Origin of the sequence: Kitasatospora sp. NPDC059088 (genome assembly GCF_042738155.1) — a bacterium.
Lineage (GTDB): Bacteria > Actinomycetota > Actinomycetes > Streptomycetales > Streptomycetaceae > Kitasatospora.
Window position 1 is genome coordinate 1 of sequence record NZ_JBHYGR010000114.1, and the last position, 13,512, is coordinate 13,512.

Consider the following 13,512-nt stretch of genomic DNA (forward strand, 5'->3'; position numbering starts at 1 on the left):
TCCCCGCGGGGCGGGCGCCCCCCCCCCCCGGGGGCCTCCCGGGGGGGGGCGCCGGCGCCCCCCCGCCGGGCCCCCCCCCCGGCCGTTCTCCTGACGGCTCCCGACCGGCTCAGGCGCCGTCCAGCGACCTCCCAGGAAGCGGCCGTTCCTGGGACCGGCGCTCATCGGGCGGAACTGTCAGGAAACGGTCAGGCCAGTTCCAGGGCCAGGTAGAAGTCCACCCGGTCCTCCAGGCGGGAGAGGTCCCGCCCGGTCAGCTCCTCGATCCGGCCGATCCGGTAGCGCAGGGTGTTCACGTGGACGTGCAGCTGCCCGGCGCAGCGGGTCCAGGAGCCGTCCGAGCGCAGGAAGGCCTCCAGGGTGCGGACCAGGTCCGCCTGGTGCTCGATGTCGTACGCGATCACCTTGTCCAGCAGCCGGCTGCGGAAGGCCCGGCGGACCTCGTCCGGGACGGCGGCCAGCAGCAGCACGTGCGAGGCCAGCTCCTCGGGACCCGCGACGCAGACCCGGCCGACCCGGGCGGCGGCGATCCGGCGGGCGTGCCGGGCCTCCTCCAGGGCACCGCGCAGGCCGCCGGCCTCGGAGGCGGGGGCGGAGACGCCGAGGGTGATCCGGCCCTCCGAGCCCAGCCCGGCCTCCAGCGGGGCGAGCAGCTCGCGCAGGGTGTCGGCGGGCACCGGGGAGTCCAGCGCGGGCAGCACCACCACGGCGCCGTTGCCCGCCCCGGCGACCAGGGCGCGGTCGCTGGTGCCGCCGAGCGCCTCCTCCAGCACGGCCCGCACGGTGCCCTCGGGCAGGCCGGTGCCCTCGGCGCTGAGCACCAGCCAGGAGGCCTCCTGGACGGGGGACTTGGGCTCGTGGCTCTCGTAGCGGGCGGCCATCGCCGAGGAGGCGTACAGGGTGCGGCTGATCTCGGCCGGGTCGGCGTCGCGGCGCAGCAGGGCGAGCAGTTCGTCGGCCAGCCGGCGGCGCAGCCGGCGGCCCTCGTCCCGGCGGTGGCGCTCGGCGGCGACCAGCCGGGCCAGGTTCTCGGCGAGCTGCTGGCGCTTGGTGGTCCACTCGGTGACGTCGCCGGCCACCGCGAGCACCCAGTCGACGAGCGGCGCCTCGTGCTCGGCGGAGGCCGCGGCGGGCAGCAGCGAGTAGGCGCCGCCGGCCAGTCGGGCCCGGTGCGGGGGGCGGCGGCGCTGGCGCTGGGCGGCGAGGTGGGCGCGGACCAGCTGGTCGCGGTCCTCGGCGGTGAGCCGGTCGGCCGGGCCGGCGATCACCGCGCCGGTCGGGGTGAGCACCCAGCAGTCCAGGTCGAGGTCGCCGCCGAGCAGGTCCAGCACGGCGTCCAGTCCACCGCCGCCGGCCGCCGAGACCAGCAGCCGGTGCCGGTCGACCAGGGCGGCGAGGTCGGCCGCGCGGTCGGCGGAGACCTGACGGCCGATGAACTCGGTGACGGTGCCGAAGGCGATGTCGTCGGGCACGGCCAGCAGCGGCATCCGGTGCCGGCGACAGGCCTCGACCAGGTCCTCGGGCACCGGGCCGACCTCGGCCTCGCCGGCCGCCAGGGCGACCGCGCCGCCGGCCGCGATGGTCCGCACGAAGCGCTCGGAGTCGGCGGGGCCGCCGCGCCAGAGCATCCCGGTGAGCACCAGCTCGCCGCCGTGCAGGTAACGGCCGGGGTCGTGCAGGTCCGTGGTCATCACGCCGCTGACCTGCCGGTCCAGCTCCTCCTCCGCCGCGAGCAGGCGCAGTCGGGGGGCGCCGGGGGCGAGCAGGTCACGGACACGCATCCGCGGACTCCTATCGGGGGCAGGAACAGGGTGGCAGGGCGGGGTGGAAGCGGGGGTCGGAGCAGAGTGGAAACGGTGGTGGAGGCGGGGGTGGAAGCGGGGATCGGGGGCCTGGACGGGGGGTGGGGGCTGCCGGGTACGCCGTCCGGGGGTGACAGTGTGCCCGAACATCCGTGCTCGGCGTTACGTACCAGCGGGCCGCCGGGTCACGGGCCCGTAGCCCGCGAATCACGGCCGGATTACGGTCGTAGGTAGCACTCGGCGAACACCTGGGCTGCGGATTCTCCTGCTTAGAGGAACGTACAGGATGCCGGGCGGGCTCACAGCCGGGGCTTCATGCCATCGGTGACTGCCAGTGGGCCGCGTCACAGGAGTTCACTGGGCGACACGCCGCCGGACACCCGGTCGGCGAAGACCTGAGGAGAAACCCGCATGGAGTTCCTTCGGCCCGCCACCTGGGACGAGGCTCTCGCGGCGAAGGCTGAGTACCCGACCGCGCTGCCCATCGCGGGCGGCACGGACGTCATGGTCGAGCTGAACTTCGACGTGCACCGGCCATCCGCGATTCTCGACCTGAACCGCGTCACCGAGCTCACCGAATGGACGAACGACGGCAGCGTCGTCCGACTCGGCGCCTCCGTCCCGTACGCCCGGATCATCTCGGAGCTGTCCGGGCCGCTGCCCGGGCTCGCCCTCGCGGCCCACACCGTCGGCTCGCCGCAGATCCGCAACCGCGGCGGCGTCGGCGGCAACCTCGGCGGCGCCTCCCCGGCCGGTGACGCGCACCCCGCGCTGCTGGCGGCCGGGCGGGACGTCTTCGTCGAGGCGGCCTCGGTGCGCGGCACCCGGCTGATCCCGATCGACGAGTTCTACGTCGGCGTGAAGCGCAACAGCCTGGAGGCCGACGAGCTGATCCGGGCCGTGCACATCCCGGTCGCGGACGGCCCCCAGCAGTTCTCGAAGATCGGCACCCGCAACGCGATGGTGATCGCGGTCTGCGCCTTCGGCTTCGCCCTTCACCCGAAGAACGGCACCGTCGGCACCGGTATCGGTTCGGCTGCCCCCACGCCGCGCCGCGCCGTCGAGGCCGAGGAGTACCTGCGGGACGTGCTCGCCGAGCGCGGGCTCTGGGAGTCCGGGGAGCTGCTGGGCACCGAGGTGATCCAGCGCTTCGGCGAGCTGGTCAAGGCCGCCGCCTCCCCCATCGACGACGTCCGCGGCACCGCCGACTACCGGCGGCACGCGCTGGCCGTGATGGCCCGCCGCACCCTCACCTGGTGTTGGAACGACTACAGCAAGCAGATCAGGAGCGCGGCATGAAGGTCACGTTCACCGCCAACGGCAAGCCGGTCGAGGCCGACGACGTGTGGGAGGGCGAGAGCCTGCTCTACGTGCTGCGCGAGCGCGTCGGCCTGCCCGGCTCGAAGAACGCCTGCGAGCAGGGCGAGTGCGGCTCCTGCACCGTCTACCTGGACGGCGTGCCGGTCTGCTCCTGCCTGGTCGCCGCCGGCCAGGTGCAGGACCGCGAGGTGCGCACGGTCGAGGGCCTGGCCGAGGAGAACGGCGAGCTGGGCCTCGTCCAGCAGGCGTTCGTCGACGCCGGGGCCGTCCAGTGCGGCTTCTGCACCCCGGGGCTGCTGGTGCAGACCGACGCCCTGCTGGAGCAGGACGCCCAGCCGAGCGACAACGACATCCGCGAGGCGCTGTCCGGCAACCTGTGCCGCTGCACCGGCTACGAGAAGATCATGGACGCGGTGCGGCTCGCCTCCGCCCGCAAGTGCTCGGGCAAGGGGGCTTCGGCATGACCACGCGGACCATCCAGGGCCAGAAGAACCTGCAGAACATCAACCAGGCCTCGAAGGACGGCATCGGCGGCTCGCCGCTGCGCCCGGACGGCAACCTGAAGGTCAAGGGCGAGTTCGCCTACTCCTCGGACATGTGGCACGAGGACATGCTCTGGGGCATGGCGCTGCGCTCGCCGCACCCCCGGGCCAACATCCTCTCGGTGGACATCTCCGAGGCGCTCAAGGTGCCCGGCGTCCACGCGGTGCTCACCCACGAGGACATCCCCGGCGCCAAGTACTACGGCCTGGAGATCCAGGACCAGCCGGCCCTGGCCATCGACAAGATCCGCTACCACGGCGAGGCGATCGCCCTGGTCGCCGCCGACCACCCGGAGACCGCCCGGCGCGCGGTGAAGAAGATCAAGGTCGAGTACGAGGTGCTCACCCCGATCGTCACCGAGGAGCAGTGCCTGGACCCGCAGACCCACGGGTACGTGCACGAGCCGCACGAGTACAAGTCCCACGCGTACGGCAACATCTGCCACGAGCAGCGGCTGGTCTCCGGCCTCGGCGTGACCGACGAGGTGCGGGCGCTGGCGGACGTCATCGTCAGCGGCGACTACGAGGTCGGCATGCAGGACCAGGCCTTCCTCGGCCCCGAGTCCGGCCTGGCCGTGCCCGCCGAGGACGGCGGCATCGACCTCTACATCGCCACCCAGTGGCTGCACGTGGACCGCGAGCAGATGGCCCCGGTGCTGGACCTGCCCGAGGAGAAGGTCCGGCTCACCCTGGCCGGCGTCGGCGGCGCCTTCGGCGGCCGCGAGGACATCTCGATGCAGATCCACGCCTGCCTGCTGGCCCTGCACACCGGCAAGCCGGTCAAGATCGTGTACTCCCGGGACGAGTCCTTCTACGGCCACGTCCACCGCCACCCGGCGCGGATGCACTACGAGCACGGCGCCACCCGCGACGGCAAGCTGGTCTTCGCCGACTGCCGGATCGTGCTGGACGGCGGCGCCTACGCCTCCGCCTCCCCCGCCGTCGTCGGCAACGCGGCCTCGCTCGGACACGGCCCGTACGTGATCCCGAACGTGAAGATGCACGCCATCGCGCTCTACAGCAACAACCCGTCCTGCGGGGCGATGCGCGGCTTCGGGGCCGTCCAGGCGGCCTTCGGCTACGAGACCCAGATGGACAAGCTGGCCGTCGAACTCGGTATGGACCCGGTCGAGTTGCGGCAGCTGAACGCCATGTCGGAGGGCGACTTCATGCCCACCGGCCAGCAGATCGACTCCCCCGCCCCGGTGGCCGAACTGCTGCGGCGGGCCAAGGAGATGCCGCTGCCGCCGCCGCTGGACACCGAGCACCTCGACGTGCGCTCGCTGCCCGGAGCACTCTCCAACACCTCGCACGGCGAGGGCATCGTGCGCGGGGTCGGCTACTCGGTCGGCATCAAGAACGTCGGCTTCTCCGAGGGCTTCGACGACTACTCCACCGCCCGGGTGCGCCTGGAGGTGATCGGCGGCGAGCCGGTCGCCATGGTGCACACCGCGATGGCGGAGGTCGGCCAGGGCGGCGTCACCGTGCACGCCCAGATCGCCCGCACCGAGCTGGGCGTCGAGCAGGTCACCATCCACCCGGCCAACACCGAAGTGGGATCGGCCGGTTCGACCTCCGCCTCGCGCCAGACGTACATGACCGGCGGCGCCGTGAAGATCGCCGCCGAGGCCGTCCGGCGGGAGCTGATCGAGAAGGGCCGGCGCCGCTACGGCTGGACCCACAAGGACATCACGCTGACCGGCGGCAAGGTCGTCTCGGAGAGCGCCGGCGTGCTGGTGCCCATGGTGGACCTGCTCGGCGACGAGGCCATCGACCTCACCCGCGAGCACCACCACCGGCCGACCCAGGCCTTCGACAAGGAGACCGGCCAGGGCTTCGGCCACGTCCAGTACACCTTCTGCGCCAACCGCGCCGTGGTGGACGTGGACGTCGAACTCGGCCTGGTCAAGGTGGTCGAGCTGACCGCCGTCCAGGACGTCGGCAAGGCGCTCAACCCGCTCTCCGTGGTCGGCCAGATCCAGGGCGGCTGCACCCAGGCCCTCGGCCTGGCCGTGATGGAGGAGATCATCGTCCGGGACGGGAAGGTGCGCAACGCCTCCTTCACCGACTACCTGATCCCCACCATCCTGGACACCCCGCCGATCCCGGTGGACGTCCTCGAACTGCCCGACCCGCACGCCCCGTACGGGCTGCGCGGCGTCGGCGAGGCGCCGACCGTGTCGGCGACCCCCTCGATCGTGGCGGCGATCCGCAACGCGACCGGACTCGCGCTCAACCGGATCCCGGTCCGGCCGGAACACCTGACCACCGAACAGCCCGGCTGACAGCGGGAGTTCGACCAGCTCGGTTCGACCGGTGAGGTTCGACCGGTGAGGTTCGACCGGTGAGGCCTACCACGGCCGTACTTCCCGGGGCGGCGACACGTCTTCCCCGCCGCCCCGGGACCCCCACATCCGCTGCCCTGCCCACGCCGGGGTTCCGCAGTGGTGCGCACCACCCGCACCTGCACCACCACGCACCACCCTCACGCACCACCCCATCCGCACCGCTGGCACTCCCCGACGAGTGCCTCCAGTGAGTCGATACCGTCCCCCTGTGCCAACTTCGTTGACTGGCAGTCAGGTCGGCTCGCCCACCCCAACCCCCTTTGACACTTGGGAGTGGACATGACCAGGATCCCCACGGAGCCCGGCACCACTGAAGCAGACAGACCCGCCGAGGACGAGACCCACCCCTCGCCCTCGACAGCAGAGCCCAAGGGCGCGCTCGACGCGTACTTCAAGATCTCGGCCCGCGGCTCGACCCTCGCCAACGAACTACGCGGTGGCCTCACCACGTTCATGGCGATGGCGTACATCATCCTGCTCAACCCGCTGATCCTCAGTGGCGCGGACGTCACCGGCGCCAAGCTCGACCACGCCGCGCTGACCACCGCCACCGCCCTCGCGGCCGCCGTCACCACCATCCTGATGGGCGTGGTCGGCAACGTGCCGCTCGCCCTGGCGGCCGGCCTCTCCGTCTCCGGCGCGGTCTCCGCACTCGTCGTACCGCACACCACCTGGCCCCAGGCCATGGGCCTGTGCGTGATCTACGGCCTGCTGATCGTGCTGCTGGTGGTCTCCGGACTGCGCGAGAAGATCATGAACGGCATCCCCCTGCCGCTCAAGCACGCGATCACCATCGGCATCGGGCTGTTCGTCACCATCATCGGGCTCTACAAGGCCGGCTTCGTGCACACCGGCGGCCCCACCCCGCTGTCGCTCGGCCCCTTCGGCGAGCTCTCCGGCTGGCCCGTCCTGATCTTCTGCCTCACCGTGCTCACGATCTTCGTGCTGATGGCGCGCGGCGTGCGCGGCGCGATCCTGATCGGCATCGCCGGCGGCACCGTGGTCGCCGTCGTCGTCAACAAGCTCGCCGACCTCCCCGCCAAGGCCTGGGGCAACTCCGCCCCGGTGTGGCCCGGAAGCCCCGTCGCCGCCCCCGACTTCAGCCTCTTCGGCCACGTCGACCTGTTCGGCGCCTTCGGCGGCAAGGGCCTCGGCGCGATCAGCGCCTCGGTGGCCGTGTTCACCCTCGTGCTGGCCGGCTTCTTCGACGCGATGGCCACCATCATCGGCGTCGGCACCGAGGCCGGGCTCGCCGACAAGCAGGGCCGGATGCCCGGCCTGTCCAAGGCCCTGTTCATCGACGGCGCCGGCGGCGCGGTCGGCGGCCTGGCCGGCGCCTCCGGACAGACCGTCTTCGTCGAGTCCGCCACCGGCGTCGGCGACGGCGCCCGCACCGGCCTCGCCTCCACCGTCACCGGCGGCCTGTTCGCCCTGATGCTGTTCTTCTCGCCGCTGGCCGGCATCGTCCCGGTCGAGGTCGCCTCCGCCGCCCTCGTGGTGATCGGCTCGATGATGATGAGCCAGGCCCGGCACATCGACTGGTCCGACCGCGAGGTCGCCATCCCGGCCTTCCTCACCTGCGTGCTGATGCCGTTCACCTACAGCATCACCGCGGGCGTCGCCGCCGGCGTCATCTCCTACTCGGTGATCAAGGCCGGCCAGGGCAAGTGGCGCGAGCCCGGCCTGCTGATGTGGATCCTCACCGCGGTGTTCGTCGTGTACTTCGCGCTCAGCCCCGTCAAGTCCTGGCTGGGCGTGCACTGAGTGCCCTTCTGATCATCACCGCCGCCGTACGGGATCGTTTCCCGTACGGCGGCGTCTCCCGCTACTGTCGAAACGTGTAAGGAGCATCCGACATGCAGGACATCGCCGAGCAGTTGCAGGCCTGGCACGCGTCCGGGCGCTCCTTCGCCGTGGCCACCGTCGTCGGCGTCTCCGGCAGCGCCCCGCGCGACCCCGGGGCGGCCCTGGCCGTCGACGCCGCCGGGGAGGCCGTCGGCAGCGTCTCCGGCGGCTGCGTCGAAGGCGCCGTCTACGAGCTCTGCCAGGCCGCGATCGAATCCGGCGAACCCGTCCTGGAACGCTTCGGCTACAGCGACGAGGACGCCTTCGCCGTCGGCCTGACCTGCGGCGGGATCCTGGACGTGTTCGTCCAGCCGATCGTGCCCGGCACCGACCCGGGCCTGGACACCGGCCTGCGCCACATCGCCGACGGCACGCCCGTCGCCCTCGCCCGGGTGATCGACGGCCCGGCCGGACTCGTCGGCGCCACCCTCGCCGTCACCGCCGACGCACAGCACGGCGCGCTCAGCGTCGGACCGTCCACCGTCGGCGCCCTCGAACGCGCCCTCGTCGCCGAGGCCCGGGCCATGCTCGACGCCGGACGCACCGGACGGATCGTGCTCGGCCTCGACGGCCGGCCCTGCGACGAACAGGAACAGGGGACGGTCACCTGCTTCGTCGAGTCCTACGTGCCCGCGCCCCGGATGCTCGTCTTCGGCGCGATCGACTTCGCCGCCGCCGTCGTACGGATCGGCAAGTTCCTCGGCTACCACGTCACCGTCTGCGACGCCCGGCCCGTCTTCGCCACCACCCGGCGCTTCCCCGAGGCCGACGAGGTCGTCGTCGACTGGCCGCACCGCTACCTGGACTCCCAGCTCGGCCGGATCGACGGCCGCACCGTGCTCTGCGTGCTCACCCACGACGCCAAGTTCGACGTCCCGCTGCTCGAACGCGCCCTGCGCCTCCCGGTCGGCTACGTCGGCGCCATGGGCTCCCGGCGCACCCACCGCGACCGGCAGGCCAAGCTCCGCGACGCCGGCCTCACCGACGCCGAACTCGCCCGGCTGCGCTCCCCCATCGGCCTCGACCTCGGCGCCCGCACCCCCGAGGAGACCGCCGTCTCGGTCGCCGCCGAGATCATCGCCCACCGCCGCGGCGGCAGCTGCCTGCCGCTGAGCGCCGGCAACGGACCGATCCACCACGACACCGCCGCCCCGCTGCCGGCCGAGGATCCCGTCGAGCGGCGCTCGCCGCACGCGGCGTGACGCCCTCCCGCGTCCGGCCACTCGCTGCGACCGTCCGGGTGACGTTGCGGACGGTAGTCGGCAGCGGGAGGCTGGAGGTGCGGACTCACCCCGAGCCCGGGGAAGGAGCGGGGACCATGCGCGCCCTGCTGGATGTCACCCTCGACACCGCTGCCTCCAACAAGCTCATCGCCGACGGCTCGATGGGCGCCGAACTGGAACGCGTCCTCGGCGAACTCAAGCCCGAGGCCTCGTACTTCTTCGCCAGCGGCGACGGCCGCCGCGGCATGCTGCTCGTCGTGGACGTACCGGACGAGGCCTCCGTCGTCGCGATCTGCGAGCCGTTCTGGCTGCGACTCGAAGCGAACGTGGACGTCCGCATCTGCATGAACGCCGACGACCTGCGCGAGGGGCTGCGGCGGCTCACCCCGGCCTGAACCCGGCTACCCGATCCGGTACGGCGGCTCGGCTCAGTCGGCCAGCGCCAGCTTGAGGCCGAAGCCCACCACCACCGCACCGGTCACCCGGTCCATCACCCGCCGGGCGGCCGGGCGGCGCAGCCAGCCCCGCAGTACCCGGGCGAAGCCGACCAGGACCGTCGACCACAGCACGCCCTCCACCACGTGCACGCCGGTCAGCGCCACCCCGGCGGCGAAGTGCGGGGCCCCGGAGGGGATGAACTGCGGCAGCACCGCCACGTAGAACACCCCGACCTTGGGATTCAGCAGATTGGTCAGCGTCCCGCGCCGCCAGCCGTGGACGAACCCGCCCTCGGCCGACTCCTCCTCGGCCTCGGCCTGCGCCCCGCGCTCGCGCAGCATCCCGACGCCCATCCACACCAGGTAGGCGGCACCGGCCCAGCGCAGCACCTCGTACGCCACCTGCGAGGCGGTGAGCAGCGCCGTCACGCCCGCCGAGGTCAGCGTCCCCCAGATCAGCGTCCCGGTCTGGATCCCCAGCACCACCCCCCACGCCTGCCGCCGCCGCCCCAGCGCGGACGTCCGCAGGATCAACGCGGTGTCGAGCCCGGGGGTGAGGGTGAGCAGCCCCACGACGAGGGCGAAGGACCACAGGGCCGTTGTCATCTCCATGGGCCGCGATGCTCTCACAACCCCGGAGACACCCTCAGTCCGCCGTCCCCGGCGGGACGACCCACTCGGTGGGCTGGCCGGTGACGGCGGCGATCATGTCGTAGTCGCCGTCGTAGTGGAGGACGGTCGCGCCATGACGCTCAGCCGTGGCGGCGATGATGAGATCTGCCACGGACAGCGCGCGCCAGTTGCCGGCGGTTGTCAGCAGGGCTTGCACCTCGATGGCCCGGTCCCACACCTCGTCGGGTGTGGAGAACCAGCCGAAGCCACGCAGGCCGTCCCGGATTCGGTCGGCATCCGCCTTGGACCGGGCGCTGTACAGGATCTCCAGCTCGACCGCACCGCAGATCGCGAGGCGCCCTTGATTGAACAACCTGTCGATGACATCCCCGATCGCGGGCTTGGGGTAGCGAGCGAAAGCGGACTTGTCGATGAGGAAGTGCTCACTCACTCTTGTCCACCGGACCAGTCAGGTCGGGCAGCCCGCCGTCGGCAAGCCACGCAAGAAACTCCTTGCCCTTGCGACGCTTTACCGCGTCCTCAAGGGCGGCATTGACGGTGGCGACCTTGGTCGTGGTGCCGAAGATCTCGGCGGCCTCGGCCAGGAGTTCGTCGTTGACGTCTATCACGGTGCGAGCCATGAGTCGCCTCCAAAGGAATACAGACCTGCGATACCACAATCGATGATAGTTGATATCGCAGGCCCGTTGGGGCCGATCAGGTGACGTTCGCCCGATCAGGTGATGTTGAGGCGGGCGGCGAGGCGCAGGAGGCCGGGGCTGAGGCGGGAGAGGAGGCGGGCGGCCTTGGCCTCGGGGGTGACCGGGACGACCGGCTTGCCGGTGCGGACGGCGCTGACGATGGCGCCGGCGACCTTCTCGGGCGGGAAGCCGCGGCGGGCGTAGAGCCTGGCGGCGCGGGCCTGCTTGGCGGACTGCTCGTCGGCGGTGGTCGCCGAGAAGGTGGAGGTGCGGGTGATGTTGGTGTTGACGATGCCCGGGCAGATGGTCGAGACGCCGATGCCGTGGCCGACGAACTCGGCGCGCAGGCAGTCGGAGAGCATGAAGACGGCGGCCTTGCTGGTCGCGTAGGCGGTGAGCGCCTTGGCGGGCAGGTAGGCGGCGGCCGAGGAGACGTTGACGATGTGGCCGCCCTGGCCCCGGTCGGCCATCAGGGTGCCGAAGGCGCGGCAGCCGTGGATGACGCCCCAGAGGTTGACGTCCAGGACGCGCTGCCACTCCTTCTCGGTCGTCTGCAGGAACGTCCCGGAGTGGCCGATGCCGGCGTTGTTGACCATCACGTCGGGCACGCCGTGCTCGGCGGCGACGCGCTGCGCGAAGGCGTCCATCGCGGCGCCGTCGGAGACGTCCACCTGGTAGGCGTGCGCCTGCGGGCCGACCAGGGCGGCGAGTTCGGCGGTGCGCTCGGCGGCCGCGAGGTCGAGGTCGCAGACCACCACCCGGGCGCCGTCCTCGGCGAAGGCCAGCGCGGTGGCCCGGCCGATGCCGCTGCCGCCACCGGTGACCACCACCAACCGGCCGTCACCGTAGGACTCTTGGGCCCCGTCCGCCTTCCCGGTGTCGATCCGGGCGGTGAACTCGCGGACCATGCCGGCCACGGCGGCTCCCTTCTCCAGCAGCGCCGACCAGTGGCCGGCGTGCAGCGTGCGGCGGGTCAGCTGGGGCACCCAGCGTTCCAGTCCCTCGGAGAGGTAGGTGCCGACGTAGCGGTCCCGGGTGAGGGTGACCAGCTGGACCGGCACCTCGGTCGGCCGCTCCCGCGGACTCCCCAGCGTGGGGCGGAAGTTGGCCCGGTAAAGCTCGATGCCGCGGACCGCGTCGCGGCGCAGGGTGCGCTGCGGGTGGTCGGCCCGCGGGGTGACGTGCTCCAGGTCGCGCAGCACCCGCGGCCAGGCCCGGGCGAGGCCGAGGCGCCAGACGGCCGGGGCCAGGAAGGGCAGGTGGAAGGCGGTGATGTACCAGGAGTGCGCGCCCTGGTGCAGCAGTTGGCGCAGGTGGCGCGGGGTGGGGCGGCGCATCCGGTGGCGCAGCCAGAAGCCCATGTGGTCCAGGCTGGGGCCGGACAGGGTGGTGTAGGAGGCGATCCGGCGCTCGGCGCCGGGGGTGGTGACGGCCTCCCAGGACTGGATCGAGCCCCAGTCGTGGGCGACCAGGTGGACCGGGCGGTCCGGGCTGACGGCGTCGGCGACGGCGAACAGGTCGTCGGCGAGCTGCTCCAGGCGGTAGCCGTCTCGGTGCGCCGGGGCGCCCGACTCGCCCGCGCCGCGCACGTCGTAGCGGACCACGTGGTGGTCGCGGGCCAGGTCGGCGGCGATGTCGTCCCAGACGGTGTGGGTGTCCGGGTAGCCGTGCACCAGGAGGACGGTGGGGGCCTCGGGGTCGCCCTGCTCGAAGACGGCGAGCGGGATGCCGCCGGAGTGGACGGTCCGGCGGCGGGTGGGGGTCGTCATCGGGTGGCCTCCTGGGCGGTCGGCTCGACGGTGGCACTACTGGCAGCGAGGGTGGTTGACTCGGCATCGGCGGCGGTCCAGCGGCGGACGTGCGGGAGGTCGTCGTCCAGCCAGTAGGCGTCGTCCTCGGTGACCACCAGCAGTTCCTCGAACTTGATGCCCACACCGCGGAAGCCGATGTGCGGCTCGACCGCCCACAGCCCCGGGGTGGGCGCGTGCCGGGACGACCGCCCGTCCGCCCACAGCGGCGAACGGCCGTGCAGGCGCTCGGAGATGAGCTCGCGGCCGAGGGTCTGCAGGGTGCGCACGCCGAAGCCGAAGACATTCACCCCGGCCGGGCCACGTGCCGTGGTGCGGGTGACCTGGTGGCCGATCACCCGGCCCGGGTAGACCTGGTGCCGGTTGTCGTAGCCGTGCGCGGCGATCTGCGCGTCCACCGCCGCGTACACCTCGTCGAGCGGTTTGCGGGCGCGCACCTCGGTGAGGATCAGCTCGCGGTAGACCTGGAGGTCGGCGGCCAGCCGGTCCCAGACCCGGTTCTCGCCGACCTTGCCGCCGTAGCCGATGTCGGCGGTGTAGCCGTCCACGACGGGCGCGCAGTCCAGCACGTACGGCATGCCCTCCTCCAGGCGGCGGCCGCCGGCGAAGAACTGCAGCGGGGTGTGGAAGTGCCGGAACGCCGTGCGGTCGCCGAACCAGGCGAACGGGACGTGGAAGAAGTCCTGCACCCCGGCGGCGACCAGGCGGCGGCGCAGCTCGGCGGTGGTCTGGCGCTCGGTGACCCCGGGTTCGATCCAGGCGGCGACCTGTTCGGCGCAGTGGTACGCCAGTTGCTGGGTCTCGCGGAAGCGGGCGAGGTCGCGCTCGGAGTAGGAGAACGTCGGCATCGCATGCGCCGTCGGGGGCATCGGGG

The 13,512-nt window shown here is 72.4% G+C and carries 12 protein-coding genes; 6 read left to right on the forward strand and 6 right to left on the reverse strand.

The window, feature by feature from the left end; genetic code table 11:
• Positions 1–188: 188 nt before the first annotated feature.
• Entirely contained in the window at positions 189–1,781 is a 1,593-nt protein-coding gene (locus ACFWXO_RS35035; RefSeq protein ID WP_380529129.1) for a PucR family transcriptional regulator, read from the reverse strand.
• 432 nt (positions 1,782–2,213) lie between these two features.
• Here ACFWXO_RS35035 and ACFWXO_RS35040 point away from each other — a divergent pair, with 432 nt between their 5' ends.
• The 6 genes from ACFWXO_RS35040 (at position 2,214) to ACFWXO_RS35065 (ending at position 9,475) form a co-directional block, all read left to right on the forward strand.
• Entirely contained in the window at positions 2,214–3,101 is an 888-nt protein-coding gene (locus ACFWXO_RS35040; RefSeq protein WP_375891470.1) for an FAD binding domain-containing protein, read from the forward strand.
• On the forward strand, positions 3,098–3,586 hold the full coding sequence (locus tag ACFWXO_RS35045) for a (2Fe-2S)-binding protein (RefSeq protein ID WP_380404888.1): 489 nt from the start codon (positions 3,098–3,100) through the stop codon (positions 3,584–3,586). Before ACFWXO_RS35040 ends, ACFWXO_RS35045 begins: the two co-directional genes overlap by 4 nt.
• Positions 3,583–5,949, forward strand: coding sequence for a xanthine dehydrogenase subunit D (gene pucD, locus ACFWXO_RS35050; protein ID WP_380529132.1), 2,367 nt, complete (start codon positions 3,583–3,585; stop codon positions 5,947–5,949). The genes ACFWXO_RS35045 and pucD overlap by 4 nt, the downstream gene beginning before the upstream one ends.
• Before the next feature lie 342 nt (positions 5,950–6,291).
• The gene (locus ACFWXO_RS35055; protein ID WP_380529134.1) at positions 6,292–7,776 is read left to right on the forward strand and encodes an NCS2 family permease; all 1,485 of its coding nucleotides are present in this window, start codon (positions 6,292–6,294) and stop codon (positions 7,774–7,776) included.
• 92 nt (positions 7,777–7,868) lie between these two features.
• Complete coding sequence (locus ACFWXO_RS35060; RefSeq protein ID WP_380529136.1) at positions 7,869–9,059, forward strand: XdhC family protein; 1,191 nt, start codon at positions 7,869–7,871, stop codon at positions 9,057–9,059.
• 116 nt (positions 9,060–9,175) lie between these two features.
• On the forward strand, positions 9,176–9,475 hold the full coding sequence (locus ACFWXO_RS35065) for a hypothetical protein (RefSeq protein ID WP_375891465.1): 300 nt from the start codon (positions 9,176–9,178) through the stop codon (positions 9,473–9,475).
• A 33-nt stretch (positions 9,476–9,508) separates the two neighbouring features.
• Here ACFWXO_RS35065 and ACFWXO_RS35070 read toward each other — a convergent pair whose 3' ends face one another.
• From ACFWXO_RS35070 to ACFWXO_RS35090, 5 genes are all read right to left on the reverse strand, one after another.
• Complete coding sequence (locus ACFWXO_RS35070; protein WP_380529138.1) at positions 9,509–10,129, reverse strand: LysE family translocator; 621 nt, start codon at positions 10,127–10,129, stop codon at positions 9,509–9,511.
• Between the two features lie 34 nt (positions 10,130–10,163).
• A complete protein-coding gene (locus ACFWXO_RS35075; protein ID WP_380529140.1) occupies positions 10,164–10,580 on the reverse strand; it encodes a PIN domain nuclease in 417 nt (138 codons plus the stop codon).
• On the reverse strand, positions 10,573–10,770 hold the full coding sequence (locus tag ACFWXO_RS35080) for a type II toxin-antitoxin system VapB family antitoxin (protein WP_380404873.1): 198 nt from the start codon (positions 10,768–10,770) through the stop codon (positions 10,573–10,575). Before ACFWXO_RS35080 ends, ACFWXO_RS35075 begins: the two co-directional genes overlap by 8 nt.
• A gap of 95 nt (positions 10,771–10,865) precedes the next feature.
• The gene (locus ACFWXO_RS35085) at positions 10,866–12,599 is read right to left on the reverse strand and encodes an SDR family oxidoreductase (protein WP_380529142.1); all 1,734 of its coding nucleotides are present in this window, start codon (positions 12,597–12,599) and stop codon (positions 10,866–10,868) included.
• Positions 12,596–13,507 carry a M24 family metallopeptidase gene (locus ACFWXO_RS35090; RefSeq protein ID WP_380529144.1) on the reverse strand — a complete coding sequence of 304 codons (912 nt, stop codon included), beginning with the start codon at positions 13,505–13,507 and terminating at the stop codon, positions 12,596–12,598. The genes ACFWXO_RS35085 and ACFWXO_RS35090 overlap by 4 nt, the downstream gene beginning before the upstream one ends.
• Positions 13,508–13,512 lie beyond the last annotated feature (5 nt).